36 protein-coding genes and 1 pseudogene are annotated in these 26,779 nt (G+C 38.6%); 32 read left to right on the plus strand and 5 right to left on the minus strand.

All coding sequences use genetic code 11. The features are described from left to right. From rplP to RBL01_RS00420, 26 genes and pseudogenes are all read left to right on the plus strand, one after another. Window positions 1–435, plus strand: coding sequence for a 50S ribosomal protein L16 (gene rplP / locus RBL01_RS00295; RefSeq protein ID WP_002288661.1), 435 nt, complete (start codon window positions 1–3; stop codon window positions 433–435). Further along, window positions 425–613 (plus strand): 50S ribosomal protein L29, encoded by a 189-nt coding sequence (rpmC, locus tag RBL01_RS00300; RefSeq protein ID WP_002288664.1) that lies wholly within the window; start codon window positions 425–427, stop codon window positions 611–613. Before rplP ends, rpmC begins: the two co-directional genes overlap by 11 nt. Window positions 614–637: 24 nt before the next feature. Continuing rightward, window positions 638–904, plus strand: a complete 267-nt coding sequence (gene rpsQ / locus RBL01_RS00305) for a 30S ribosomal protein S17 (RefSeq protein ID WP_002288668.1) — start codon at window positions 638–640, stop codon at window positions 902–904. A 57-nt stretch (window positions 905–961) separates the two neighbouring features. Then, on the plus strand, window positions 962–1,330 hold the full coding sequence (gene rplN / locus RBL01_RS00310) for a 50S ribosomal protein L14 (RefSeq protein ID WP_002288669.1): 369 nt from the start codon (window positions 962–964) through the stop codon (window positions 1,328–1,330). Between the two features lie 36 nt (window positions 1,331–1,366). Continuing rightward, a complete protein-coding gene (gene rplX, locus RBL01_RS00315; protein ID WP_002288670.1) occupies window positions 1,367–1,675 on the plus strand; it encodes a 50S ribosomal protein L24 in 309 nt (102 codons plus the stop codon). Window positions 1,676–1,702: 27 nt separating this feature from the next. After that, on the plus strand, window positions 1,703–2,242 hold the full coding sequence (rplE, locus tag RBL01_RS00320; RefSeq protein WP_002288671.1) for a 50S ribosomal protein L5: 540 nt from the start codon (window positions 1,703–1,705) through the stop codon (window positions 2,240–2,242). Window positions 2,243–2,260: 18 nt separating this feature from the next. Next, window positions 2,261–2,446 (plus strand): type Z 30S ribosomal protein S14, encoded by a 186-nt coding sequence (locus tag RBL01_RS00325; protein ID WP_002288673.1) that lies wholly within the window; start codon window positions 2,261–2,263, stop codon window positions 2,444–2,446. Window positions 2,447–2,481: 35 nt separating this feature from the next. Then, the gene (gene rpsH / locus RBL01_RS00330; RefSeq protein ID WP_002288675.1) at window positions 2,482–2,880 is read left to right on the plus strand and encodes a 30S ribosomal protein S8; all 399 of its coding nucleotides are present in this window, start codon (window positions 2,482–2,484) and stop codon (window positions 2,878–2,880) included. 31 nt (window positions 2,881–2,911) lie between these two features. After that, entirely contained in the window at window positions 2,912–3,448 is a 537-nt protein-coding gene (rplF, locus tag RBL01_RS00335; protein ID WP_002288677.1) for a 50S ribosomal protein L6, read from the plus strand. A 160-nt stretch (window positions 3,449–3,608) separates the two neighbouring features. Beyond that, a complete protein-coding gene (rplR, locus tag RBL01_RS00340) occupies window positions 3,609–3,965 on the plus strand; it encodes a 50S ribosomal protein L18 (protein WP_002288679.1) in 357 nt (118 codons plus the stop codon). A gap of 20 nt (window positions 3,966–3,985) precedes the next feature. Next, on the plus strand, window positions 3,986–4,486 hold the full coding sequence (rpsE, locus tag RBL01_RS00345) for a 30S ribosomal protein S5 (protein ID WP_002288681.1): 501 nt from the start codon (window positions 3,986–3,988) through the stop codon (window positions 4,484–4,486). A 14-nt stretch (window positions 4,487–4,500) separates the two neighbouring features. Further along, a complete protein-coding gene (gene rpmD / locus RBL01_RS00350) occupies window positions 4,501–4,680 on the plus strand; it encodes a 50S ribosomal protein L30 (protein ID WP_002288686.1) in 180 nt (59 codons plus the stop codon). Window positions 4,681–4,723: 43 nt separating this feature from the next. After that, a complete protein-coding gene (gene rplO, locus RBL01_RS00355) occupies window positions 4,724–5,164 on the plus strand; it encodes a 50S ribosomal protein L15 (protein WP_002288687.1) in 441 nt (146 codons plus the stop codon). Then, a complete protein-coding gene (gene secY / locus RBL01_RS00360; RefSeq protein ID WP_002288688.1) occupies window positions 5,164–6,459 on the plus strand; it encodes a preprotein translocase subunit SecY in 1,296 nt (431 codons plus the stop codon). The genes rplO and secY overlap by 1 nt, the downstream gene beginning before the upstream one ends. 61 nt (window positions 6,460–6,520) lie before the next feature. Next, window positions 6,521–7,168, plus strand: coding sequence for an adenylate kinase (locus RBL01_RS00365; RefSeq protein ID WP_002288690.1), 648 nt, complete (start codon window positions 6,521–6,523; stop codon window positions 7,166–7,168). A 190-nt stretch (window positions 7,169–7,358) separates the two neighbouring features. Further along, complete coding sequence (infA, locus tag RBL01_RS00370; RefSeq protein ID WP_002288695.1) at window positions 7,359–7,577, plus strand: translation initiation factor IF-1; 219 nt, start codon at window positions 7,359–7,361, stop codon at window positions 7,575–7,577. A 32-nt stretch (window positions 7,578–7,609) separates the two neighbouring features. After that, window positions 7,610–7,726, plus strand: a complete 117-nt coding sequence (gene rpmJ / locus RBL01_RS00375; RefSeq protein ID WP_002288710.1) for a 50S ribosomal protein L36 — start codon at window positions 7,610–7,612, stop codon at window positions 7,724–7,726. A gap of 17 nt (window positions 7,727–7,743) precedes the next feature. Further along, window positions 7,744–8,109: a 30S ribosomal protein S13 gene (gene rpsM, locus RBL01_RS00380; RefSeq protein WP_002288713.1), complete on the plus strand. Its 366-nt coding sequence runs from the start codon at window positions 7,744–7,746 to the stop codon at window positions 8,107–8,109. A gap of 27 nt (window positions 8,110–8,136) precedes the next feature. Further along, window positions 8,137–8,526, plus strand: coding sequence for a 30S ribosomal protein S11 (rpsK, locus tag RBL01_RS00385; protein ID WP_002288714.1), 390 nt, complete (start codon window positions 8,137–8,139; stop codon window positions 8,524–8,526). A gap of 79 nt (window positions 8,527–8,605) precedes the next feature. Next, window positions 8,606–9,544 carry a DNA-directed RNA polymerase subunit alpha gene (locus RBL01_RS00390; RefSeq protein ID WP_002288715.1) on the plus strand — a complete coding sequence of 313 codons (939 nt, stop codon included), beginning with the start codon at window positions 8,606–8,608 and terminating at the stop codon, window positions 9,542–9,544. A 27-nt stretch (window positions 9,545–9,571) separates the two neighbouring features. Beyond that, a complete protein-coding gene (gene rplQ, locus RBL01_RS00395; protein ID WP_038811050.1) occupies window positions 9,572–9,952 on the plus strand; it encodes a 50S ribosomal protein L17 in 381 nt (126 codons plus the stop codon). Window positions 9,953–10,223: 271 nt separating this feature from the next. Next, window positions 10,224–11,063 (plus strand): energy-coupling factor ABC transporter ATP-binding protein, encoded by an 840-nt coding sequence (locus RBL01_RS00400; protein WP_002288720.1) that lies wholly within the window; start codon window positions 10,224–10,226, stop codon window positions 11,061–11,063. Next, on the plus strand, window positions 11,039–11,908 hold the full coding sequence (locus tag RBL01_RS00405) for an energy-coupling factor ABC transporter ATP-binding protein (protein ID WP_002288722.1): 870 nt from the start codon (window positions 11,039–11,041) through the stop codon (window positions 11,906–11,908). Before RBL01_RS00400 ends, RBL01_RS00405 begins: the two co-directional genes overlap by 25 nt. Further along, window positions 11,898–12,695 (plus strand): energy-coupling factor transporter transmembrane component T family protein, encoded by a 798-nt coding sequence (locus RBL01_RS00410; RefSeq protein WP_002288724.1) that lies wholly within the window; start codon window positions 11,898–11,900, stop codon window positions 12,693–12,695. The genes RBL01_RS00405 and RBL01_RS00410 overlap by 11 nt, the downstream gene beginning before the upstream one ends. Window positions 12,696–12,897: 202 nt before the next feature. Continuing rightward, complete coding sequence (gene truA / locus RBL01_RS00415; RefSeq protein WP_002298563.1) at window positions 12,898–13,644, plus strand: tRNA pseudouridine(38-40) synthase TruA; 747 nt, start codon at window positions 12,898–12,900, stop codon at window positions 13,642–13,644. A 606-nt stretch (window positions 13,645–14,250) separates the two neighbouring features. Further along, window positions 14,251–14,445 (plus strand): annotated as a pseudogene (locus RBL01_RS00420) (transposase); the annotation flags it as partial. A gap of 187 nt (window positions 14,446–14,632) precedes the next feature. On the opposite strand, the gene RBL01_RS00425 reads toward RBL01_RS00420, so the two are convergent. After that, the gene (locus tag RBL01_RS00425) at window positions 14,633–15,409 is read right to left on the minus strand and encodes an MBL fold metallo-hydrolase (protein WP_002294305.1); all 777 of its coding nucleotides are present in this window, start codon (window positions 15,407–15,409) and stop codon (window positions 14,633–14,635) included. 122 nt (window positions 15,410–15,531) lie between these two features. Here RBL01_RS00425 and RBL01_RS00430 point away from each other — a divergent pair, with 122 nt between their 5' ends. Next, window positions 15,532–15,939 (plus strand): Lrp/AsnC family transcriptional regulator, encoded by a 408-nt coding sequence (locus tag RBL01_RS00430; protein ID WP_038810297.1) that lies wholly within the window; start codon window positions 15,532–15,534, stop codon window positions 15,937–15,939. A gap of 380 nt (window positions 15,940–16,319) precedes the next feature. Here RBL01_RS00430 and RBL01_RS00435 read toward each other — a convergent pair whose 3' ends face one another. Next, window positions 16,320–16,658: an arsenic metallochaperone ArsD family protein gene (locus tag RBL01_RS00435; RefSeq protein ID WP_002317041.1), complete on the minus strand. Its 339-nt coding sequence runs from the start codon at window positions 16,656–16,658 to the stop codon at window positions 16,320–16,322. Then, window positions 16,655–17,194: a hypothetical protein gene (locus RBL01_RS00440; protein ID WP_002301170.1), complete on the minus strand. Its 540-nt coding sequence runs from the start codon at window positions 17,192–17,194 to the stop codon at window positions 16,655–16,657. The genes RBL01_RS00435 and RBL01_RS00440 overlap by 4 nt, the downstream gene beginning before the upstream one ends. Before the next feature lie 112 nt (window positions 17,195–17,306). Here RBL01_RS00440 and RBL01_RS00445 point away from each other — a divergent pair, with 112 nt between their 5' ends. Further along, the gene (locus RBL01_RS00445; protein WP_002317547.1) at window positions 17,307–17,927 is read left to right on the plus strand and encodes an AAA family ATPase; all 621 of its coding nucleotides are present in this window, start codon (window positions 17,307–17,309) and stop codon (window positions 17,925–17,927) included. Between the two features lie 90 nt (window positions 17,928–18,017). Here RBL01_RS00445 and RBL01_RS00450 read toward each other — a convergent pair whose 3' ends face one another. After that, window positions 18,018–20,687, minus strand: a complete 2,670-nt coding sequence (locus tag RBL01_RS00450; RefSeq protein ID WP_307780835.1) for a YfhO family protein — start codon at window positions 20,685–20,687, stop codon at window positions 18,018–18,020. Between the two features lie 238 nt (window positions 20,688–20,925). Further along, window positions 20,926–21,114: a 50S ribosomal protein L28 gene (rpmB, locus tag RBL01_RS00455; protein WP_002290463.1), complete on the minus strand. Its 189-nt coding sequence runs from the start codon at window positions 21,112–21,114 to the stop codon at window positions 20,926–20,928. 269 nt (window positions 21,115–21,383) lie between these two features. Between rpmB and RBL01_RS00460 the strand changes: the two genes are divergently transcribed. The 4 genes from RBL01_RS00460 (at window position 21,384) to plsX (ending at window position 26,683) form a co-directional block, all read left to right on the plus strand. Next, window positions 21,384–21,746 carry an Asp23/Gls24 family envelope stress response protein gene (locus tag RBL01_RS00460; RefSeq protein ID WP_002294298.1) on the plus strand — a complete coding sequence of 121 codons (363 nt, stop codon included), beginning with the start codon at window positions 21,384–21,386 and terminating at the stop codon, window positions 21,744–21,746. 51 nt (window positions 21,747–21,797) lie between these two features. Continuing rightward, complete coding sequence (locus RBL01_RS00465; RefSeq protein WP_002301169.1) at window positions 21,798–23,480, plus strand: DAK2 domain-containing protein; 1,683 nt, start codon at window positions 21,798–21,800, stop codon at window positions 23,478–23,480. Window positions 23,481–23,596: 116 nt separating this feature from the next. Beyond that, on the plus strand, window positions 23,597–25,633 hold the full coding sequence (gene recG, locus RBL01_RS00470) for an ATP-dependent DNA helicase RecG (protein ID WP_038811038.1): 2,037 nt from the start codon (window positions 23,597–23,599) through the stop codon (window positions 25,631–25,633). A gap of 48 nt (window positions 25,634–25,681) precedes the next feature. Continuing rightward, a complete protein-coding gene (plsX, locus tag RBL01_RS00475) occupies window positions 25,682–26,683 on the plus strand; it encodes a phosphate acyltransferase PlsX (RefSeq protein ID WP_038809569.1) in 1,002 nt (333 codons plus the stop codon). Window positions 26,684–26,779 lie beyond the last annotated feature (96 nt).

The raw sequence follows: 26,779 nt of genomic DNA on the forward strand, positions 1-26,779 counted from the left end.
ATGTTAGTACCTAAACGTGTAAAACACCGTCGTGAATTCCGCGGAAAAATGCGCGGGGAAGCTAAAGGCGGAAAAGAAGTAGCATTCGGTGAATACGGTTTGCAAGCTGTTGATTCACATTGGATCACAAACCGCCAAATCGAAGCTGCTCGTATCGCAATGACTCGTTACATGAAACGTGGTGGGAAAGTATGGATTAAAATTTTCCCTCACAAATCTTATACTGCCAAAGCAATTGGGGTACGTATGGGTTCTGGTAAAGGGGCACCTGAAGGATGGGTTGCACCAGTAAAACGTGGTAAAATCATGTTTGAAATCGCAGGCGTTCCTGAAGAAGTAGCTCGTGAAGCGTTACGTCTAGCTTCTCACAAATTACCAATGAAAACTAAGATCGTAAAACGTGAGGAAATGGGTGGTGAATCGAATGAAGGTTAAAGAAATCAGAGAATTAACCACTGCCGAAATGCTTGATCAAGAAAAACAATTAAAAGAAGAATTGTTTAATCTTAGATTCCAATTAGCAACAGGTCAATTAGAAAACACTGCACGTATTAAAGAAGTACGTAAATCGATTGCACGCATCAAAACTGTGTTGCGTGAACAAGCTAAGTAATTATGGAAGGAGGCCATTAAGCGTATGACTGAAGGAAGAAATCAACGCAAAGTTTATCAAGGTCGCGTGGTTTCAGACAAAATGGATAAAACAATTACCGTTGCTGTCGAAACAAAGAAAAACCACCCTATCTATGGCAAACGCATGAACTATTCTAAGAAATACAAAGTGCATGATGAAAACAACACAGCAAAAGTTGGCGACATCGTGAGAATTATGGAAACTCGTCCATTATCAGCTACAAAACGTTTCCGTTTGTTGGAAGTAGTCGAAGAAGCAGTTATTATCTAATAACACGAGATTTTCCTATATAGATTGAATGCAAAATCTGAAAGGAGGATACACAACGTGATCCAAGCAGAAAGTCGTTTAAAAGTCGCTGATAACTCAGGCGCACGTGAAATTTTGACGATCAAAGTCCTTGGTGGATCTGGTCGTAAAACTGCTAACATCGGTGATGTGATCGTTGCTACGGTTAAACAAGCAACGCCAGGTGGGGTTGTCAAAAAAGGTGACGTCGTTAAAGCCGTTATCGTTCGAACAAAATCAGGAGCTCGTCGTACAGACGGTTCATATATTAAATTTGATGAAAATGCTGCAGTGATTATTCGTGATGATAAAAGCCCTCGTGGAACACGTATCTTTGGGCCAGTTGCACGTGAACTACGTGAAAACAACTTCATGAAGATCGTTTCACTAGCACCAGAAGTTTTATAATCTTGAGACACTTATCAAAGGAGGTGCGAAACAGTTATGTTTGTTAAAAAAGGCGATAAAGTTAAAGTTATCACTGGAAAAGACAAAAACAAAGAAGGCGTTGTACTAGCAGCGTTCCCGAAAAAAGATAAAGTTATTGTCGAAGGTGTAAATGTCGTTAAAAAACACCAAAAACCTTCTCAAGCTGCTCCTCAAGGTGGAATTGTTGAGATGGAAGCGCCAATTCATGTTTCTAACGTGATGGTGGTTGACTCTACTGGTGTAGCTGGCCGAGTTGGCTACAAAGAAGTAGACGGCAAAAAAGTCCGTGTTTCTAAAAAAACCGGTGAAGTTTTAGATAAATAAAAGTTTAAGGAAGGAGGGTCTTACTGAATGAACCGCCTAAAAGAAAAATATCTTAAAGAAGTAACTCCATCATTGATGGAAAAATTTAACTATAGCTCTGTTATGCAAACACCTAAAGTTGAAAAAATCGTCATCAACATGGGTGTTGGTGATGCGGTATCAAACGCTAAAAACTTAGATAAAGCAGTTGAAGAATTAACTTTGATCACTGGTCAAAAACCAATGATTACAAAAGCTAAAAAATCAATCGCTGGATTCCGTTTACGTGAAGGAATGCCAATTGGTGCAAAAGTTACATTGCGCGGAGAAAGAATGTACGAATTCTTAGACAAATTGGTTTCTGTTTCACTACCACGTGTACGTGACTTCCATGGTGTAAGTAAAAAAGCCTTTGACGGTCGTGGAAACTATACTTTAGGTATTAAAGAACAATTGATCTTCCCAGAAGTAGATTATGATTTAGTAGATAAAGTACGTGGTATGGACATCGTTATTGTAACAACAGCAAACTCTGATGAAGAATCTCGTGAGTTGTTGACACAATTAGGCATGCCATTCCAAAAATAATTAAAGGAGGCGAACTACGTGGCTAAAAAATCAATGATTGCTAAAAACAAACGTCCTGCAAAATTTTCAACACAAGCTTATACTCGTTGCGAACGTTGCGGACGTCCACATTCAGTTTATCGTAAGTTCCATCTTTGCCGTATTTGCTTCCGCGAACTTGCCTATAAAGGTCAAATTCCCGGCGTGAAGAAAGCTAGCTGGTAAAAAGTAAATTCGCATAAGAAGGAGGTAAAAGATCAATGGTCATGACAGATCCAATTGCAGATTTTCTAACTCGTATCCGTAACGCAAACATGGTTAAACATGAGTCTTTAGAAGTACCTGCATCAAAAATTAAACGTGACATCGCTGAAATCTTGAAACGTGAAGGTTTCGTTCGTGATGTTGAATACATCGAAGATGACAAACAAGGCGTGATCCGTGTTTTCCTAAAATTTGGTAAAAACGGCGAACGTGTTATCACAAACTTAAAACGTATCTCTAAACCAGGTTTGCGTGCTTATGTCAAAGCTGACGAAGTACCAAAAGTATTGAACGGTTTAGGTATCGCAATCATTTCGACTTCTGAAGGTGTTGTCACTGATAAAGAAGCTCGTGAAAAAAATATCGGCGGCGAAGTTATCGCTTACGTATGGTAATCAAGTAGAATCTACAAGGAGGTGTCTTTAAGTGAGCCGTATCGGAAATAAAGTCGTTGTTATCCCTGAAGGAGTAACAGTTACTCAAGACGGAAACAACGTTACAGTTAAAGGACCAAAAGGTGAATTGACTCGTACTTTTTCAGCAGATATCAAAATGAATATCGAAGGAAACGAAGTAACTTTCACTCGTCCAAACGACAGTAAAGAAATGAAAACAATTCATGGAACAACTCGTGCGAACTTCAACAACATGGTTGTAGGTGTCAGCGAAGGTTTCCAAAAAGCGTTAGAACTAATCGGGGTTGGGTACCGTGCACAATTACAAGGATCAAAACTTGTATTGAACGTTGGTTACTCACATCCAGTAGAAATCACACCACCAGCTGGAGTAACTGTTGAAGTACCAGCTAACACACAAGTAATTGTTAAAGGTGCGAACAAAGAAGAAGTTGGCGAATTAGCTGCAAACATTCGTGGAACTCGTCCTCCAGAACCTTATAAAGGTAAAGGTATTCGTTATGTTGGCGAATATGTACGCCGTAAAGAAGGTAAAACTGGTAAATAATCGTTTAGAAAAATTGCATAGAAGCCAGCAGCAGGAAAAAGGCATTTGGCTGAAGTTTACCTTCAAAAAAATATATTTTTACTTGTGCCGCAGCTTCTATTTTTCGAAACGTATTTACTGCTTGAAATAGTAGTACAATAAAAATAAAGAGGTGACAATTGTGATTACAAAACCAGATAAGAACAAAACACGTCAAAAGAGACATCGTCGTGTACGTAACAATATCTCTGGTACTGCTGAGCGCCCACGCTTGAACGTTTTTCGTTCTAACAAAAACATCTACGCTCAAATTATTGATGACGTAGCGGGTGTAACGCTAGCAAGTGCCTCTACCTTGGATAAAGAAATTTCAGGTGGAACAAAAACAGAAGCAGCACAAGCTGTCGGTAAACTAGTTGCTGAACGTGCAGCTGAAAAAGGCATTAAAGTAGTAGTCTTTGACCGTGGTGGATACCTTTACCATGGCCGTGTGCAAGCTTTAGCTGAAGCTGCTCGCGAAAATGGACTAGAATTTTAGAAGAAGGAGGAATACCATTCATGGTTTATATCGATCCAAAACATTTGGAATTAGAAGACCGCGTTGTTGCAATTAACCGTGTAACAAAAGTTGTTAAAGGTGGACGTCGTCTACGTTTTGCTGCTTTAGTTGTTGTCGGTGACAAAAACGGACACGTAGGATTTGGTACAGGTAAAGCTCAAGAAGTTCCTGAAGCAATCCGTAAAGCAATTGAAGATGCGAAGAAAAACTTAGTTGAAGTACCTATGGTTGGTTCAACAATCCCACACGAAGTAATCGGTGCTTTTAGTGGTGGTAGAATCCTAATGAAACCTGCTGTAGAAGGTTCTGGGGTTGCTGCTGGTGGACCAGTTCGTGCCGTATTAGAATTAGCTGGGGTAGCAGATATCACTTCTAAATCTTTAGGCTCAAATACACCAATCAACGTTGTTCGCGCAACAGTTGAAGGTTTGAAACAATTGAAACGTGCAGAAGAAGTTGCAGAACTTCGCGGCAAATCAGTTGAAGAATTAATCGGATAAGGAGGACAACAATAATGGCTGAATTAAAAGTTACTTTAAAACGCAGTATTATCGGACGTCCTCAAAACCAACGCGATACAGTTAAAGCGTTAGGTCTTACAAAGATTAACAGTTCAGTGGTTAAGCCTTCTAATGAAGCAATTAAAGGCATGATCAATACTGTTTCTCACCTAGTGGACGTTGAAGAAATTTAATTTAGAAAAATCATAACTAGAACATTAAGGAGGTGCCAAACCTATGAAACTTCATGAATTAAAACCTGCTGAAGGTTCACGCCAAGTACGTAACCGTGTTGGTCGTGGTACTTCATCTGGTAACGGAAAAACTGCCGGACGCGGACAAAAAGGACAAAAAGCTCGTTCAGGCGGCGGTGTGCGTTTAGGATTTGAAGGGGGACAAACACCATTGTTCCGTCGTTTACCAAAACGAGGATTCACAAACGTGAACCGTAAAGACTATGCAGTCATTAATCTTGATGTATTGAACCGCTTTGAAGACGGAGCTGAAGTAACTCCTGTTGCTTTAGTTGAAGCTGGAATCGTGAAAAACGAAAAAGCTGGAATCAAAGTATTAGCTAATGGGGAACTAAACAAGAAATTAACTGTGAAAGCAGCAAAATTCTCTAAAGCAGCTCAAGAAGCAATTGAAGCGGCTGGTGGATCAATCGAGGTGATCTAATGTTTAGACTATTAAAAGATGCTTTTAAAGTAAAAGACATTAGATCGAAAATCCTATTTACTGTATTTGTGTTGTTTGTATTTCGCCTAGGTGCACATATTACTGTACCAGGCGTAAATGCTGCTTCATTGCAAAACCTTTCTTCTTTGCCATTTTTCAACATGTTGAACTTGGTAAGTGGTAGTGCGATGCAAAACTTTTCCATTTTCTCAATGGGGGTTTCACCATACATTACTGCTTCTATCGTCATTCAGCTTCTTCAAATGGACATCGTGCCTCGATTTGTTGAATGGTCGAAACAAGGGGAAGTTGGTCGTAAAAAACTGAATCAAGCGACTCGATATCTGACATTAGTATTGGCATTTATCCAATCTGTCGGTATCACTGCTGGATTCAATCAATACGCTCAATTAGGTTTCGTGAATAATCCTAACGTAGCAACTTACGTAACGATCGGTTTGATTCTAACAGCCGGTACGATGTTTGTTACTTGGCTAGGAGAACAGATCACAGAAAAAGGTATCGGAAATGGCGTATCAATGATCATTTTTGCAGGTATCATTTCTAGATTGCCTGAAAGTATCAGAGAAATTTATGAAGATTACTTTATAAATATTGATCCTTCAGACATATGGAAATCTGCTATTTTTGTGGCCATTTTACTAGTAGCGGTCTTGTTGATCGTGACATTCGTAACATTTTTCCAACAAGCTGAACGCAAGATCCCGATCCAATATACGAAACGCGTAGCTGGCGCGCCTACAAGCAGCTATCTGCCGTTGAAAGTAAATGCAGCTGGAGTTATTCCAGTTATCTTTGCTAGTTCGTTTATTGCTACGCCAAATGCTGTTTTACAAGCATTGAGCGGTAGATTCGGTTCTGAAAACTGGTACAAAGTGATGATGGAGATCTTTAACTATAATACAGCACCTGGTGCTACGATTTATACGATTCTGATCGTTGCCTTCACTTTCTTCTACGCCTTTGTTCAAGTAAACCCTGAGAAATTAGCGGAAAACTTGCAAAAGCAAGGAAGTTATATACCAAGCGTACGCCCTGGTAAGGGGACTGAAGAGTATGTCTCAAGATTACTGATGCGTTTAAGTACAGTTGGTGCAGTCTTCCTTGGTTTAGTGGCATTGCTTCCAATCATTGCTCAAATGGTTTGGGATCTTCCACAATCAATCGGATTAGGCGGTACAAGCTTACTGATCGTTATCGGTGTAGCTTTAGAAACTGCGAAACAGTTAGAAGGCTTAATGCTGAAACGTAAATATGTTGGATTCATTGAGTAAGAAAGCGTGTTGAGGTTTTCCCTCAACACACGTTCTCACACATTTATTAGGAGGGAAAACAATGAACCTCATTTTAATGGGGCTGCCAGGCGCAGGTAAAGGAACACAAGCTGAAAAAATCATTGATGCTTATGGTATTCCGCACATCTCAACAGGAGATATGTTCCGCGCAGCAATGCAAAACGAAACAGCTCTTGGCCTGGAAGCAAAGTCTTATATGGATAAAGGTGCATTAGTTCCTGATGAAGTAACAAATGGAATCGTGAAAGAGCGACTAGCTGAACCAGATACAGAGAAAGGCTTCTTATTAGATGGCTTTCCACGTACGCTAGATCAAGCAAAAGCTCTGGACGCAATGCTAAAAGATTTGAATAAAAAAATTGATGCTGTCATCGATATCCATGTTGGTGAAGAAATCTTGGTCGAACGTCTAGCCGGCCGATTTATCTGCAGCAATTGTGGAGCAACTTACCATAAAATTTTCAACCCTACAAAAGTTGAAGACACATGTGATCGTTGCGGTGGGCATGAATTCTATCAAAGAGAAGATGATAAACCTGAGACGGTTAAAAATCGTCTGGCTATCAACATCAAAAATAGTGAACCAATCTTGGCTTATTATAAAGAACAAGGTTTGCTAAACACTATTGATGGTGCTCGTGAAATCGATGCTGTATTTGCAGATGTACAAAAAATCATTGAAAAATAGCACGATTGCCCGTAGCCGACTTGCATTATGCAGTTACTCTTGTCAAGTTCAATAAATTATGATAGAATATGTCAGTCCGACTTCTAGAGAATCCTCTAGATGATCCATTTTGAGAATTTTGAGGTGGGAACTGCAGTTTCCGCCATTTTATCGTGTGAAAATGCGAAACAAGTACAAGGAGGTACTGTGCGTGGCAAAAGAAGATATGATTGAAGTCGAAGGTACAGTCGTCGAAACTTTGCCGAATGCAATGTTTAAAGTTGAACTAGAAAACGGACACCAAGTTCTTGCTACTGTTTCAGGTAAAATTCGTATGCATTACATCCGTATCTTACCTGGTGACAAAGTAACGGTTGAATTGTCTCCATACGATCTTAACCGTGGCCGTATTACTTATCGCTTTAAATAATTGTACTCCGTAAAACTACAGGAGGTATTATCATGAAAGTAAGACCATCAGTAAAACCAATGTGCGAACATTGTAAAGTAATTCGTCGTAAAGGACGCGTTATGGTGATTTGCCCAGCAAATCCAAAACATAAACAACGTCAAGGATAATTGGAGGTGCTATAAATATGGCTCGTATTGCAGGAGTAGATATTCCTCGTGATAAACGTGTAGTAGTTTCACTTACTTATATCTATGGTATTGGTAACACTACTGCTAAAAAGATCTTAGCTGATGCTGGTGTATCTGAAGATGTTCGCGTTCGTGAATTAACGAATGAACAAACAGATGCTATCCGTGCAGAAGTAGATAAATTAAAAGTTGAAGGGGATCTTCGTCGTGAAGTGAACTTGAACATCAAACGTTTGATGGAAATCGGTTCTTACCGTGGAATCCGTCATCGCCGTGGATTGCCTGTTCGTGGACAAAACACGAAAAACAATGCACGTACTCGTAAAGGCCCAGCTCGCGCTATCGCTGGCAAGAAAAAATAATTCTTAAGTGAAGGAGGTTAAAACTTCATGGCAGCAAAAAAAGTGAATCGTAAACGCCGTGTGAAGAAGAATATAGAAGCAGGTATTGCACATATCCATTCTACATTCAATAACACTATCATCATGATCACTGATACTCACGGAAATGCATTAGCGTGGTCATCAGCTGGTTCATTAGGTTTCAAAGGAAGCAAAAAATCAACTCCTTTTGCCGCTCAAATGGCAGCAGAAACTGCTACAAAAGCAGCAATGGAACACGGATTAAAGACTGTTGAAGTAACAGTTAAAGGACCTGGTTCTGGACGTGAAGCAGCAATTCGTTCATTACAAGCTACAGGTTTAGAAGTGACTGCAATTCGTGACGTGACTCCAGTTCCTCATAATGGTGCCCGCCCTCCAAAACGCCGTCGTGTTTAATGAGTGCCGCTCATTTTGAGTTTTATCAGTAACGTCATTGAACAAGACACTTTTCGTTTTGAAAGGGGTAAAGATAAGAATGATTGAGTTCGAAAAACCAAGAATCGCAAAAATTGATGAAGAAAAAGATTATGGCAAGTTCATCGTTGAACCTCTTGAAAGAGGGTATGGGACTACTTTAGGGAATTCCCTACGTCGTATTTTATTATCTTCTTTGCCAGGTGCTGCCATCACTAATATTCAAATCGATGGTGTACTGCATGAATTCTCTACCATCAAAGGTGTTAGAGAAGACGTCACTCAAATCATCTTGAACATTAAAGGCTTAGCGCTGAAAATGTATGGCCAAGAAGAAAAAACCCTTGAAATCGATATTACCGGACCTGCTACAGTAACTGCTGGCGATATTATCGTTGATAGTGATGTAGAAATTCTTAACAAAGATATGTACATCTGTAGTGTCTCTGAAGGAGCTACGTTCCATGCTCGCTTAACAGTGAAACCTGGACGTGGTTATGTTCAAGCAGATGAAAATAAAAAAGAAGATATGCCAATTGGCGTTCTTCCAGTCGATTCAATCTACACACCTGTTCGTCGTGTGAACTATCAAGTTGAGAACACACGTGTTGGACACCGTGAAGATTTTGATAAATTGACGATGGAGATTTGGACAGATGGTTCAATTGAACCGTTGGAAGCAATGAGTTTGTCTGCGAAAATCATGACTGAACATTTGGATATTTTTGTGAACTTAACTGATGAAGCAAAAAATGCTGAAATCATGGTCGAAAAAGAAGAAACACAAAAAGAAAAAATGTTGGAAATGACGATCGAAGAGTTAGACTTGTCTGTTCGCTCTTACAATTGTTTGAAACGTGCAGGAATCAATACTGTACAAGAACTTACAAATAAATCTGAGCCTGAAATGATCAAAGTCCGTAACTTAGGACGTAAATCATTAGAAGAAGTTAAAGCAAAATTGCACGACTTAGGTTTAGGTTTACGTAAAGAAGATTAAAACCTTTTACGAAGGAGGGAAACCAACGTGAGTTATCGTAAACTAGGACGCACATCTAGCCAACGTAAAGCGATGTTGCGTGATTTAACAACTGATTTATTAATCAACGAACGTATTGTGACTACTGAAGCTCGTGCGAAAGAAGTTCGCTCAACTGCAGAAAAAATGATCACTTTAGGTAAACGCGGAGATTTGCATTCACGTCGTCAAGCTGCGGCTTTCGTACGTAATGAAGTTGCCAGCGTGCGTGAAGAAAATGAGGACATCGTCATTGAATCAGCTTTACAAAAACTGTTCAACGATATTGCACCTCGTTACGCAGAACGTCAAGGCGGATACACACGCATTTTGAAGACAGAACCAAGACGCGGTGATGGTGCACCAATGGTTGTCTTAGAACTTGTCTAAAATCACACTAATAACATCACTTTATAGATGATTCTTTTAGAGTGTTATGATGTTGGAAGATATTTTTCCGAGTCTAGCTCAGCGCTGCTCCTCAAGCGAATATCGCTTGGGGAGTAAGCACTCATCATAAAGTGTTTTTTTATACCTTCAATTACCTGTCATGACAGATATGTTTGAAGGCATAAAAAAACATTTTAAGCGAGAAATAATTGAAAATTTTGTCTTTTTTTGATAGTGTTAGTAGGAACTTTAGGATGAAGAAGGAGTAATCATGGAGCCAATTATTGAATTAGAAAAGATAAATTATAAATACCAGCCAGATGATCTTCGCCCCGCATTGAAAGATGTCTCCTTTACAATTGATAAAGGTGAGTGGATCGCTATTATTGGACACAATGGTTCAGGAAAATCGACACTTGCCAAAACGATCAATGGATTGCTTCTGCCAGAATCAGGGATCGTGAAAGTGGGAAATCAAATATTGGATGAAGAAAATATTTGGACGATCCGACAGATGGTTGGAATGGTTTTTCAAAATCCAGACAATCAGTTTGTTGGTTCGACAGTAGAAGATGACGTTGCTTTTGGTCTTGAAAATCAAGGGATTCCCAGAGAAGAAATGCTAGTGCGTGTGAAAGATGCACTTGAGAAAGTTAGAATGGCTGAGTTTGCTTCACGCGAGCCTGCTCGTTTATCAGGAGGGCAAAAACAACGTGTTGCCATTGCCGGCGTGGTTGCCTTACGACCTGATATCATTATTTTAGATGAAGCAACCAGTATGCTAGATCCAGAAGGTCGTGAAGAAGTGATCTCTACGATCAAGAAGATCAAAGAAGAAAGTCAATTGACCGTTATATCTATCACTCATGATATTGATGAAGCAGCTAATGCCAATCGGATACTAGTGATGAGACAAGGAGAACTTGTCCGCGAAGGTACACCAAAAGAAATTTTTTCTGCTGGTCCTGAACTGATCGACTTAGGTCTGGATCTACCATTTCCTGAAAAACTGAAGAGCGCACTGAAAGAACGTGGGGTTGATGTGCCAAGTGAATATATGACAGAAGAAAGGATGGTGGATTGGTTATGGACATCCGTTTTGAACAAGTAGACTTCACTTATCAGCCGAATACACCATTTGAACAAAGAGCCTTATTTGACATCAATATGACGATCAAAGAAAACAGTTATACTGCATTAGTAGGGCATACCGGAAGCGGGAAATCAACCTTACTTCAGCATTTGAATGCGCTTGTTAAGCCAACAAGCGGTACAGTCCATATTGGAGAACGAGATATTCAGCCGGATACGGATAATAAGAATTTAAAGCCCATCCGAAAAAAAGTTGGTATCGTCTTTCAGTTTCCAGAAGCACAGCTATTCGAAGAAACGGTAGCAAAAGACATTGCTTTCGGTCCTAAAAACTTTGGTGTCAGCGAAGAAGAAGCACTAGTCCTAGCAAAAGAAACATTAGAACAAGTTGGGCTGGATGAAAGCTATTTGGAACGTTCGCCATTTGAACTTTCAGGAGGGCAAATGCGTAGAGTAGCAATCGCTGGTGTGCTTGCCATGAGGCCGGAAGTACTTGTATTGGATGAACCAACGGCAGGACTTGATCCCCAGGGTAGAAAAGAAATGATGGAGATGTTTTGGCGTCTTCATAAGGAACAACAGATCACTATTGTATTAGTTACGCATTTAATGGATGATGTAGCCAATTTTGCAGATTATGTCTATGTGTTGGAAAAGGGACGAATCGTTAATAGCGGGGAGCCGCAAGAGGTCTTTCAAAACATTGAATGGCTAAAAGAAAAACAACTAGGCGTACCTACTGCCACCGAGTTTGCAGAAGAATTAATGGCTAAAGGGATGAACTTTGCTACCTTGCCTTTGACAGCTGAAGAATTAGCAGACGCTATTGTCCATTATGCTGGAGGAAATGCCCATGATGAATAAATTGATATTTGGTCGTTATATGCCTGGAGATTCCTTGATCCATCGATTGGATCCCCGAGCTAAATTATTAGCCAGTTTTTATTTTATCGGAATCATTTTTTTAGCAAATAATTGGGAAACGTACCTTTTGTTGGCATTTTTCACATTACTTTCTGTCTTCTTGTCAAAAGTAGATTTGAAATTTTTTATCCGAGGCATTCGCCCATTGATCTGGCTAATCCTCTTCACTGTAGCTTTGCAGGTCTTGTTTACAAGTGGCGGAGAAACTTATTGGAGTTGGGGTGTTTTCCATATCACTGAATTTGGTGTGATGAACGGCCTCTTTATTTTCTGTCGATTCGTGTTGATCATTTTTATGTCGACTCTACTCACGCTTACTACACCGCCTTTGGAATTATCGGATGCGATTGAGTACTTGCTTCGTCCATTGAAAGCCGTACGGTTCCCAGTCCACGAAATTTCATTGATGCTGTCGATTGCTCTTCGTTTTGTGCCTACATTGATGGACGAAACAGAAAAGATCATGAACGCTCAGCGCGCTCGCGGTGTTGATTTTGGTGAAGGAAACCTAGTTCAGAAAATGAAAGCAGTCATTCCTTTGCTGATTCCTTTATTTGTCAGCAGCTTCAACCGTGCGGAAGATCTTGCGACTGCTATGGAAGCAAGAGGCTACAAAGGTGGGGAAGGAAGAACGAAATATCGTGTATTGCATTGGCATAATAGAGACACGATGGTTATCATTGCTTTTGTATTATTAACTGTGCTACTGATCTTTTTAAGAGGATAAACGTTCAGTGGGCCGCTATCTATTCTTTTCTTGCTGATCTGTTTGCAAGAAAGGATGCGAGCAGTGTATGACAAGAAATATTAGGGTCTGTGGCAGACTAAGGTCACAGGCCTCTTTCTTTTATCTGAAAAGAAAGAACGAAAAAATTTTATAAAAAAATCATTATTCCAGATAACCTTTTAGGAACAAAGGAGAGAAAAACATGGTACGTTACAAAGCAATCATTGCGTACGACGGAACAAATTTTAATGGATTCCAAAAACAGCCAAATGGGCGTACTGTTCAAGAAGAAGTAGAAAAAACATTACAAAAAATGGCAAATGGAAAAGAAATCACGGTCTTTGGTTCGGGAAGGACAGATGCCGGAGTACATGCGATCGGGCAAGTAATCCATTTTGATTATCCAGAGGAGCGTCCGTTAGAACGAATGCGTTTCGCGCTAGATACCCAGTCACCAGAGGATATTGCTGTAAGACAAGTAGAAATTGTTTCAGAAGACTTCCACGCAAGATATTTGGTTAAAGAAAAGACGTATCAATTTCGAGTGGATATAGGGAAACCACGCAGTCCTTTTCGACGCCATTATGCAAGTTATTTTCCTTACCCTCTTGATTTGGAAAAAATTCAGCGGGCGCTTCCTGATTTATTAGGGACTCACGATTTCACCTCTTTTTGTGCATCAGGAAGCTCGATAGAGGATAAAGTACGTACGATCTACGAGGCTAAGATGGAGGTAAATGAAACAAAAGACGAATTGTTGTTTACATTTAGGGGAAATGGCTTCTTGTATAAGATGATACGGATCTTAGTAGGAACGCTTTTGAAAATTGGCAATGGCCGATTGCCTGAAGATAGTATCCCAGATATTATTGCGAAAAAAGATCGTAATGCAGCAGGACCTACAGCACATCCTGAAGGACTTTATTTGTATGAAGTGAAATATGAATAAGAGGTTGTGACAGAAGTGGTCAGCTTCAAGAAATAAGAAGGAATTTACGAAAATTACTTCTCAAAATTTTGCAAAATTTCGGCTTATTTTCGAAGGAGCTACTTCTGGAACACCGTGAATCAGAGGTTGTGAAAAAGCTATCCTGCATCAAGTAATAAGAACAGCCAAACAAAAATAGCTCGTCATATTTTTCGTTTGGTTGGGCTTATTACCGCAGATGCAAGCTTTTGAACACCGTTTAAGGAAGAGGTTGTGAAATCAGCGTTTTGAGCTAATACCGAAGGTCAGCTGATTGAACACCGTTTAAGAAAGAGGTCGTGAGCCTGTCATTTAACTCTGAGTCACAAGGAACAATTTCAAAAAACAGCTTCTCATCTTTGATGAATATCGTGACTTGTGGACGAGGCGTTGATAAGTGAATCATCTTTTTGTTACCTATTTTTTCTGTAACCAAAAAACGATGGAACGTTGTTTTGATTGCCCTTAATGAGGACAGTCGGAACAGGTTTGTCATTTTTATATTTAAATGGCACAAATTTTTCTAATTATTTGTCATTTAGCGCTGAAAATTTTTGCTATTTATCTAAAAAAGTGATAACTACTTAAGATGAAGCAGAATATTTACGCCATACGGCATACAACCGCGAAAAATATAAAAAAAAGAAAACGATTGAACGCGTTTTTGCAGTCGCAAAGGAAAAGCATGGAATGCGCTACATCAAGTATCGAGACTTGGAAAACAATCAGGTGTATACGCTGATTGTTTTTGCTGCAATGAATCTGAAAAAGTTGTCCACTTGGCAGTTGGAACATATGTCTTCATATCTTTTATTATACAAAAATAGCAAAAGCACCAGTCTACACTCTTAGTAAAGAGGAAACTGATCCTTTTGTCTACATTCTTAAAGTACTTAAACTAAGTACTTTATTTTACTCTTTAGGATTGATACAGTAGCATCTATCCCTTTATTAATAATCTTTTATTTTTTTAAATAAAGATGTTGTCTCCATCTTCAGGCACTAAAACTTTTTCGGAAATTCCTTTTTCTTTATTGAAAGACTTTAATTCTTCTCTTGACAGTCCCCAATGGTTTACAGCTTCCATATGAACGGCAATAATTGTGGAATCTGGTATTGCTTTATGCAATTCATATAAATCGTCTTTCCCCATAATAAGAGATTCTCCAACTAAAAAATGATTATCTCCAGCATTTGCTACTATGATTTCTGGCTTATACTGATCAATAGTTTGTTTAACAGCTTCATACCAAACTGTATCTCCTGTAAAGTATAGTGTCTTCTCAGTCGAATGTTTGAAAACAATACCGCAAACATTACCTACATAATTCAAGATTTCTCCTCTGCCATGTTTGCCTTTTGTTTTAACCAATTGTATAGATTCAAAAACTGTGTCTTCTCGTAGTACCTCCACATTTTTAAAACCATATAGTCGAATTTCATTCGCATCATTTTCATCTTGCACAAATAATTTTATTTCTTTAGGTAGGACCTCTTTCGCTATATCGTCCCAATGATCTAGATGTAAATGTGTTACAATAACAGCATCAATACCGTTGATAATATCTTCGACTGGCATTGGCAAATCAACTAGAGGATTCATTTGATCTTTTCTTGGTGATGGAAAAGGACCTTTCGAAATAAATGGTGGAAGTGTTCCTTTTTCCGCTAACATTGGATCAATTAAAAATTTTTTACCTCCATAGTCTAAGATAGCTGTTGCATTACGAATGTGATGTATATTCATAAACGTTGTCTCCTTTTTGTTGATATGAAATATTTTTAGTATAATTCAATTCCATACAATAAATAAACCGAACAAAAAAAGTCTTTTACTATTTTTACTTAATTTATGAAAGGTTGTTTACCATGTTAGACCAAACAGATATAAATATCATTGAGGAACTATCAAAAAATAGTCGAATCACAATGAAAGAACTTGGAGAAAAAGTACATTTGACTGGACCCGCTGTCTCGGCGAGAGTGACAAAACTAGAGGAAAGTGGAGTTATTGAAAATTATACAGTAAAATTAAATATGGAAAAGCTAGGGTTTTCGATTCACGCTTTTTTAAGTATAATTACGCAAAATTTAAATCATAAACCCTATTTATCATTTATTAAAAATCATGAAAAATTCTTGATTAGAAATTATAAGATTAGTGGAGGGGGCTGTTATCTTTTGGAATGTAGATTTACTTCAAAAAAATCAATGAACAGCTTTTTGGAACAGCTTAATGAATATGCGAATTATAAATTATCTATTGTTATAGATTAATAATAAAACTAGCAGATGGTAAAAATACTAATATGCGAGACACACATTCAACCATAACTATATAACTTATCAATTTAAAACTAAACTGATGGAAACAAGTAAGGCAAAAACATTTATATTTTGCCCTACTTATTTTTTTAATTAAATTCATTGATGATTCATATTTAGAAAATTCTATGAAGGCCAAATGAGTATCCTGTAACTTTTTTAGATAAATAGCAAAAATTTTCAGCGTTAAATGACAAATAATTAGAAATATTTGTGCCATTTAAATATAAAAATGACACCAAGTATATCATGAACGCACAAAAAGACCAACAGGGTATACCTTGTTGGACTAAATAAATGTCAAATTCCGTTCTCAACTGTGCATATTCATTCTATGTTCCATGTACCCCATTATCCTCCTGAATACTCATTCCAATGTTAGTTAATTTTTCTAATTCTTCTACGCTTAGATAAGCGCCATATTTTACAATTTCCTCATCAATGACAATAATCGGTAAACTTTTCAAATCTTTTGTCTGCAACAAGTTAAGAATTTTAGGGTTGCTAATAAAAGGCAAGATAGAGTCACTTAAAAAATATAAATTTGTTTCTATCTGTTTATTCTTAATCCGATTATAAAACTCTTTTAGCATCGTATCCTCATGTAATGATTGAAAAACGAAGAGTCCTTCATCATCACTTCTATTTAAGACATAGTAAGAAATTATCATTTTCCTATTGTCAATCCTCCCGCAGTGCAAGAGACTGACCCTACACCAAATGTATTATAAACTTGCATAGCTAATTTTACACTGTAATATTGTCTTTTCCCAGTAAATGTAAAATACATTCCTCCACCATAACCATAAGAATTAGCTAGGTTTACTGTTTGAGTATATGATTTTGCACTACCTAAACTCAAGCGTGTAGAAATACGATACATCGCCGAATTGGGACTTGTTATAATATATTCTGTCCGCCCCTGCGTATTAGTAATTTTTTTAGTAGATGCGGTTAACCGCAATACATTTGCAGAAAAACGTGTTTTCGGATCTTGAGGCTCTATCTTTTGAGTGTAAAAAGTATCTTTATCACTAAATCCTTTGGATTTGAAGTAACTTTGTTCTTCTGGTGTTAATTGACTAAAAGTTTTTGCCATTTCACTTGTTTGTTCAACCATCGTGCTAGCTTTAACTATATTTCCAGAAGTCCCAATACCAATAAAACCAAATAACAGAATAAAAAGTGCGCTAAATAATTTTTTCATAGTAATCACTTCCTAATTCATTAAATTTTGAGAAAAACGCTTTCTCAATCTCGATTATACATCTCCTTTTAAAAATGTACACCGTTATTTTTTTGAATATTCAGACTTTTTCTTGTTTTTGATAAATGCAACAGATGAAATATTAAGTGTAAATAAAGTTTTTTATACTGTACCAGCTGAAAAGATGTCTCGTGTCAGTTCGGATATTAACACAATAACTAGTAGAATAGGCCTGACTAAAGCAATGCATATGGTACTAAAATACAATCAAGAAGATCCTCCTGTGCCTAAAACCTATGAAGCAATTGACTTAATTATTGTCGATGAAATTGATCGTTTAAAGCTTCAGCATTTAGAACAGCTAAGAGATATTTACGATAGAAATGATCTGGCAATGGTTCTTATCGGTATGCCTGGTATTGAAAAAAGATTGTCTCGTTATCCGCAGCTTTACTCTCGCATAGGATTTGCACATGAATTTGATAACCTTAGTAAGGACGAAACACATCATATTTTGGAATACAAATGGGCAGATTTAGGAATTGATATCAAGCTAGAAGATTTTTCTGATTATGAGGCTATCACAACTATCATTAAGATCACAAAAGGAAATTTTAGGCTTATTCATCGTTTATTTGCGCAGATTGATCGGATTTTAAGAATCAATCAAATGGATAAGATCACTGTAGAAGTTGTCGAAGCAGCAAGAGATAGTTTAGTCATAGGTATATAAAAAACCACCAAAAATCAGGTGGTTTTTGTCATTTAAAGATTGAAATTTTTGCCATTTAAATAGAAGAGTGACACAGGTCCCATCGTTTCTTTATTTTCTACGTCTTCTTCTGTGTGTGTTTCGTGGTTGTTCTTCTATTGCTGGATCAATCGTACCATGAAAGGGGCGATTGCGATTAAGATACCAGACATAAAGAATAAACAATGCAATACATAGGACAAAAAGGATTGCACCTATCGTAAATCCTTCAGGCAGGTAACTGAAAGTGACAGTATGTTTACCTGCTGGAACTTTTATCATCAAGAATGCGTCTTTGAAATTGCTGACCTTGACTGGTTTCCCATCAATTTTAGCTTTCCATCCTTTGTCATAAGGAATAGTTGTCACCAACATGGAATCTTCAGCGGTATTTACAGTCCCAGAAGCTTTTCTGCCAGTGGCTTCCATTTCGACACCTTTTTCTTTGATCTGATTCATTGCGGCTTGATAGGCTACAACATCTAGACCAACGACTTTAGGCTCCATGAAACTTATTTCTTTCGTCCCATAAAAACTTGCAGTAAATGTCACTGTTGTCTCTTGAGGATAATAGCCAAGATCATAGTATTGACCAGAAATGTTGATTTGCGTTTTTCGCGATGTACCATTGACAGTGATCGTCGCACTAGAACTTTCTAATTGTGCAAAATTGGTTGGGAACAAACTTAAGTAAGCTTGTGTATTTGCAGGCACATGGACTTCCCAAGTGAGCTCTTTTGGCTGGTTATCTGCTGTTTCTGAGTAAGTGACGCCAGTCGTTGTCTTTGTGATCGTCGTATTCAACTGATTCTTCAAAGTAGGTGTATAGAATGTAAAATACTGTTCATTTAGACCAGACAATGTATTGATCAAGTTTGTCTGACTGGTCAAATTATCTGTCACTGGCTGCTCAACATCATTAACGGACAACGGTGCAGTAAATGCTAGTGGCAATGCATTGACATTCTGATACAGTGTATAGTCGCCGCTTTGACCAGCTTGGCGGAAGCCATATTTACTGAACGTGCTTTCGTTTTTAGAAATGTTATATTTGATTCCTGTAAACCCATCCATCAGCAAAGTATTATTGTTATAACGGATATTCAAATTTGTCCCTCTTGAACGGAAACCTAATTTATCCAGGTAAGAGGAAGAATTACGATTTCTTATAGAAGAAAACAAACTGATACCACTGTAACCATAGTTGATCGAATCGTTTGCAGATACTGGATCCAGATTTTCCAAGCGGTAAAACGAGTCGGAATCTTTTTTTGTTTCATTTACAAGAGCTTTCAAGTCAGGATAAGGATCAGTATATAGACTGCGGGAAGCATAATTCCAATCATCAAGGATACCATGGATCATGCTGTTCGTATTGACCAGTGCTTCAGCAGACATGATCAATAATAACAATATACTCAGATGATTGAATGAAAGTTTTTTATGCTGATAAAATCCCACAGCAAAAGCATAAATCCCTAAGAAAACCACTGTCAATACAAAAGAAGTCATCGTCACATAGGTGTAGCTTCCTTCAGGTTTGATGCCCCATGCCACCGCAAAGAGAGCAGCTACGACCAAAATGATTCCTAACAACAGCCCACGATCGTCTTGTTCTATCTTTTCCCATCCTTTTCCTGCAAGCAGGAGCACTAAGAAAGAGAACAGATAGGAATAACGGAATAAAAACATATTCGGTGCATGCATACCATGCCAGAACAAATTTAATGGAACAAGATAAAAACTTGCGATAAGTATGGCGAAAAGACTGCCGTACAAAAATTTATTTTTCAACGGTACTTTCCGACTGGCAAAATAAAACAGACAGAGGACTAATGGTAGCAGACCTGCGTAAACGAACGGAATCGATCCGTATTTTGTCGTGTCATAAACACCAATCATATTTTTCATGATTAGATCCAGATAAGAAGCCGCTTCTGTTTTCAACGTAGTGATCTGACTCAGTGCCTCGCCATTTGACCGAAGATCCAGCACTGCTGGCAATACAATGATCATTGAAGCGCCGCCTGCCAGTAAAGAAGTGATACCATAAGGAACAATCGTATTTTTATATTCTGACCAGTTTGTCAATAGACGGGCGATAAAATATAAGAAAGAAAAGACGCCAATCATAAAACCCATATAAAAACTGGATAAAAACAAGAGTAAATAACTGACAAATAAAAGTTTCGGCCGTTTAAGATCCATAACACGATGAATCCCCAAAATCACTAATGGAAGATAAACAAATGCATCCAGCCACATGATGATCTCCGAATGTGCAGTGATAAATGAGATCAATGCGTAACTGACGCTAAGTGCAACATGCCCCCAGCGAGGAATCTTGAACGTACGTGCAAGAAACCAAAAAGCCAATCCGGCACAGCCGACCTTAAGCAAAGTCAGAACATACAGTGCATCTGGCATCATCTGGTTTGGAAAAAAGAACACCAGTGGCGTGAAGATCCCGCCTAGATAGTAAGAAATTAAAGATAAATAATTCAATCCTAGAGAAGCATTCCATGTATAAAAAATACTTTGCTTTCCAAGAAGAACATTTCGGAAGCTGGCATGAAAATTAGAAAACTGTGAAAAGGCATCACTTGCCAAAATACTTCTGCTGCTTCCAGGATAGATCCCGATACTTAGATAAACAAGTGCTAAAATCAAAAACGGAATCAGGAAACTAGCTGCTGCGTAGCGTCCGTTTTCTCTAAAGAATGACTTTAAATTTTTTTTCATATTTATTTTCCACCAAATTTCTATGAAGTTGTATTTAGTTTATCATATCCTTGTTTTTCTCTGCTTAAAAAGAGTCTAGTTTTCACAAAAAAATAAAATTTAGAATAAATAACTTCATAATTTGTTCGTATAACAAAAATAAACGCAAAAAAAAGGGTAGGAATCAAAAGTCCCACCCTCAAAAATTTTTATTAAATAAAAAACCGTTCACTATCTGAACGGTCCAAGTATCATTCAATTAAACGCGTTCAACTTTTCCTGATTTCAAAGCACGAGTTGACACCCAAACTTTTTTAGGTTTTCCGTCGACCATAACGCGAACTTTTTGTAAGTTAGGTTTAACAGTACGTTTTGTTGAGTTCATAGCGTGTGAACGGTTGTTTCCACTTTTTGTCTTGCGACCTGTAAAGTAACAAACTTTTGCCATGGTAATTTCCTCCTTTGCCTTGATTTGGAGCAATAGAATAATTCAGCTCATACCAGACTAACATATCATATAGAATGGGAATTTGCAAGTACATTTTCATAGATACAATTGACAATTGAGAAGAATAATTGTAAATTAAACAAGGTTATACCTGAAATTTTGCAAGGTTTTTGAGTACTTTGGGTAACTGCCTTTTATTTCAAGTTGCGCTATGATAAAATATGATAGAAGAAAAATGGGAGTTTTTTACCCGTTAAGGAGGCTCATTCATGGCTGTAAAAATTCAAACGTCAGCTGGAACCATTGAAATTACCAATGATGTAATTGCAACAGTTGTTGGTGGCGCCGCGACAGATGTGTTCGGTGTTGTAGGAATGGCCAGCAAAAATCAAATTAAAGATAATATTACTGAGATTTTGCGTAAAGAAAATTACTCAAGAGGAGTAGTTGTCCGCCAAGAAGATAATGGTATTGCTGTAGATGTTTATACGATTATCAGCTATGGTACGAAAATCTCTGAAGTTTCCCGCAACGTCCAAGAAAAAGTGAAATACAATCTAGAGGCATTATTAGGCGTAACTGCCAATTCAGTTAATGTCTTTGTACAAGGTGTTCGTGTACTGCCAGACTAGGCAGGAGACTGGCTGGTAACTCAGCAGTCGATCTGAAGGAGGATTATCTAGGTGAGTGTAACAGAAATAAGTGCAAGCCAGTTCCAGGAAATGGTCCAGGCAGGTGCGAATCGTCTGCAAGTAAATGCAGAATACGTCAATTCATTAAATGTATTCCCTGTGCCAGATGGCGATACGGGAACAAATATGAATCTATCTATGACTAGTGGAGCTAAGGCAGTAGTAGATTCAACCTCAGAAAAAGTAGGAGAATTAGCAGCAATGCTTTCAAAAGGATTGCTGATGGGTGCGCGCGGAAATTCCGGCGTTATTTTGTCTCAATTGTTTCGTGGATTTTCTAAGCAAATTCCAGATGTTGTCTCATTAAATGCTTCTGATCTTGCTGCAGCCTTCACTCATGGAGTTGAAACTGCGTATAAAGCAGTAATGAAACCAGTAGAAGGAACGATTTTGACAGTAGCTAGAGAAGCAGCGAAAGCTGGAGAAAAGAAAGCAAAAAGTACTGATGATGTCGTTGAAGTAATGACAGCTGTTGTAAAAGGAGCAAAACGTGCTTTAGCTAAAACTCCAGACTTGCTTCCAGTCCTAAAAGAAGTCGGTGTCGTAGACAGTGGAGGGCAAGGACTGCTGTTTGTTTATGAGGGATTTTTAAGTGCATTGAATGGAGAATTCCAAGCGGATGAAACATATGAACCTTCTCCAGCAGAAATGGATGATATGGTCAATGCAGAACATCATCGCAGTGTCCAAGGTCAAATGGCGACAGAAGATATCCATTTTGGTTACTGTACAGAAATCATGGTAAAAATCGGAGAAGGACCTACAGTTGATAGTACATTCGATTACGAAGAATTCCGTAACTATTTAGATGGTATAGGAGATTCTTTACTTGTGGTCAATGATGACGAGATCATCAAAGTCCACGTGCATACAGAAAACCCAGGAGAAGTCTTGAATTATGGACAAAAATTCGGTTCATTAGTCAAAATCAAAGTCGACAACATGCGCTTGCAGCATGAGACGATTTTGGAACACGATGAAGAAGTGAACGAGTTTGCGAAAAAAGAAACACCACGTATCCCGTATGGTATCGTAGCGATCGCTGCTGGTAAAGGCGTCCAAGAGCTGTTTGAAAGTTTAGGTGCTAATTATGTTATCAGTGGTGGGCAAACAATGAATCCAAGTACGGAAGACATTGTTAAAGCGATTCAAGAAGTAAACGCAGATAAAGTGATTGTCTTGCCAAACAATAAGAACATCTTCATGGCAGCTGATCAAGCAGCAGAAGTAGCAGATATCCCAGTAGCAGTTGTTCCTTCAAGAACGATTTCCCAAGGATTGACAGCTATGCTTTCATTCAACGATCAAGCTTCTTTAGAAGAAAACAAAGAAACGATGACAGAAATGTTGTCTAGCGTTGTGAGCGGTCAAGTCACTCACGCGATCAGAGATACCTCAATTGACGGTGTAGAGATCAAAGAAGGAGACTTTTTGGGCATGATCGATGGAAAAATCCTGATCTCTAACCCAGATATCACAGCAACAGCGTTAAGTACACTAGAACAAATGATCAATGAGGACACAGAGATCGTAACGATCTTGGCAGGTGATGAAGGAACAGTTGAACAAGCAAATGAATTTGCTGAGAAACTAACAGAAAAACATCCTGATTTGGAAATCGAGATCCACCAAGGAGATCAGCCTGTCTATCCTTATCTATTTTCTGCTGAATAATTTCTGTGTCAGAATATCTTTCTAACACAGTATTCATTCATAAAAGGCCTTCGGTTAGTGATCAGGTATGATCGCTGACCAAGTCCTTTTTTTGTTAAAGGAGGGAGGAAAAATTTATGCGTTCTTTAGATGATCCAATCACTATGCTGGCAGGAGTCGGAGAAAAAAGAGCAGCTAGTCTTGCCAGCTTGGGCATCCAAACGATTGAAGACTTACTGACTTATTATCCTTTTCGCTACGAAGATATTCAGGAAAGAAATCTAAACGAGATCCAGGATCAAGAAAAGGTTACTTTGAAAGGAATCGTAGTCTCGCCTCCGGTGATGAATCGATTTGGTTATAAAAAAAGCCGATTGCAATTTCGTATGATGCAAGAACATGATGTGTTCAACGTTTCTTTTTTTAATCAACCTTATCTAAAAGAAAAAGTCATTTTATCGGAGGAAATCGCCGTATACGGTAAATGGGATGCAAAGCGTAAAGCCTTGAACGGGATGAAGATTTTAGGTTCTCAAACAATGGATGACTTTTCCCCGATATATCACGTCAACAAATCAATTCGTCAAACGACATTAGTTGATCTAATCAAAAAAGGGTTTCAAGAATACGGCACATTGATTGAAGAAAATCTGCCAAACAACCTTGTGGAGAAATATCGACTGCTTGACCGTGCTTCTGCTGTAAGAAGTATGCATTTTCCAAAAGACCACGAAGAAAACCATCAAGCCAAACGACGTGTCGTTTTTGAAGAGTTCTTTTTATTTCAAATGCGTCTTCAAGGATTGAAAAAAGCAGAAAAAGCAGAAACGAATGGTTTGGAGATCCTTTATGATGTCCAAAAATTGAAAGAATTTACTCAAAAGCTACCTTTTGAACTGACAAATGCACAAAAACGTGTAACGAATGAAATCTGTCGGGATCTTCGCAGTCCGCAGCATATGCAGCGACTTTTGCAGGGAGATGTAGGTAGCGGAAAAACAGTGGTTGCCGCGATTGCGTTATACGCTACCGTTACAGCAGGTTTCCAGGGTGCGTTGATGGTGCCTACAGAAATCTTGGCACAACAACATATGGAAAGCTTGCAACAGCTGTTTGATCCCAATGAAGTAACCATCGCATTGCTTACGGGGTCAACGAAAGCAAAAGAACGACGTGAGCTCCTTGAAAAACTAGGGCAAGGGGAAATTAACGTCGTGATCGGCACACATGCATTGATCCAAGATGGAGTCGAATTTCAGAATTTAGGTCTAGTTATTACGGATGAGCAGCACCGTTTTGGCGTGAACCAGCGGAAAGTACTTCGTGAAAAAGGCTGGCGACCAGATGTCTTATTTATGACAGCGACTCCGATTCCTAGAACATTAGCTATTACAGCATATGGTGAGATGGATGTATCTATCATTGATGAACTTCCAGCTGGACGTATCCCGATCGAAACACGCTGGGTAAGAACACCTCAATTGGACAGTGTACTGGATTGGACGAAAAAAGAACTGGCAAGAGGACATCAAATGTATGTCATCTGTCCGCTGATTGAAGAATCAGAAGCATTAGATGTAAAAAATGCAGTGGAAATCTATGAAAAACTTCGTGAACTATTTGCACCAAAATATGAAGTTGGCTTGTTACATGGTAAAATGAAGAATCAGGAAAAAGAAGTGATTATGGAAGCCTTCAAAGACAACCAGATGCAGATATTAGTTTCGACTACTGTAATTGAAGTAGGGGTAAACGTGCCGAACGCGACCGTCATGCTGATCATGGATTCGGATCGATTTGGATTGGCACAGCTGCATCAACTTCGTGGACGTGTTGGACGCGGAAGTGATGCTTCCTACTGTATCTTAGTTGCTAATCCTAAAAATGAACTAGGTGTGGAACGGATGAAAATCATGACAGAGACCACCAATGGTTTTGTACTAAGCGAAAAAGATCTGGAATTACGTGGTCCTGGTGAAGTATTTGGCTTCCGTCAATCTGGTCTGCCTCAATTTGCGATTGCTGACTTGGTGACGGATGGAAATGTTTTGGAGGTAGCCAGAGAAGAGGCTGCAGCCCTTTGGCAGATAAAGGATTGGCAGATGCTTCCTGAGTATCAGCCTTTAGCGCAAAGCCTCCAAATAGAAAATCAGGATAATCGTTATTTCGATTAGCAGACTGTGCTATACTTTATACTGATGACGGAAAAAGGAGTGGAAACAATGAAAATTGCCGTAGATGCAATGGGCGGAGATCACGCACCTCAAGCAATTGTAGAAGGCGTGGCTTTAGCGCAGCAAGATTTTCCAGAAGTAGAATTCTTACTTTACGGAAAAGAAGCAGAAATCAAGAAATACTTAACAAATGAAAAAAACATCACGATTATCCATACAGACGAAAAAATCAATAGTGATGATGAGCCAGTAAAAGCAATTCGACGAAAAAAGACTGCATCAATGGTCCTTGCTGCACAAGCAGTGAAAAACGGTGAAGCAGATGCTGTATTTTCAGCAGGGAATACAGGCGCGCTACTAGCAGCAGGGTTGTTCATCGTAGGACGTATCAAAAATATCGAACGCCCTGGCTTGATGTCTACCTTGCCAGTAGTAGGGAAAGAAGGTGCCGGTTTCGATATGCTGGATCTTGGCGCTAACGCAGAAAACAAACCAGAACATTTGTTGCAATACGGTATTTTAGGTTCTTTTTATGCACGTAAAGTCCGAGGTATCGGACGTCCTCGTGTCGCACTCTTAAACAACGGAACAGAAGCAACAAAAGGTAGTGAAGTGACGAAAAAAGCCTATGAACTCCTTCAGAATGAAACAAGCTTGAATTTTATTGGAAACGTAGAAGCTCGTGAGCTACTCAATGGTGTGGCTGATGTAGTGGTCACAGATGGATTTACAGGCAACGCTGTTTTGAAATCTATTGAAGGAACAGCAATGAATATGATGAATCTATTAAAATCTGCTATTCTAAATGAAGGGATCAAAGGAAAAATGGGCGCTATGCTTTTAAAAGACGGCTTACGTTCTTTGAAAGCAGAAATGGATTATTCCAAACATGGCGGTGCCGTTTTGTTTGGCTTGAAAGCACCAGTCATTAAAACTCATGGAGCAACAGGCTCCGATGCTGTTCGCTATACGATCCGCCAAATCCACACAATGCTTGAGACAGATGTAGTTGGACAATTAGTCGAACAATTTGAAAAAAGCGAAGAATAGCATTTGGATATCTGAAGCGATCCGTTCCATTGAAAAAAAGGTGGACATTCCTGAAAAATGCCAGTAAAATTAGCCATGGCGTAGGTAATTGACAAG

Origin of the sequence: Enterococcus sp. SB12, assembly GCF_030910025.2 — a bacterium.
GTDB classification, from domain to species: domain Bacteria; phylum Bacillota; class Bacilli; order Lactobacillales; family Enterococcaceae; genus Enterococcus_B; species Enterococcus_B faecium.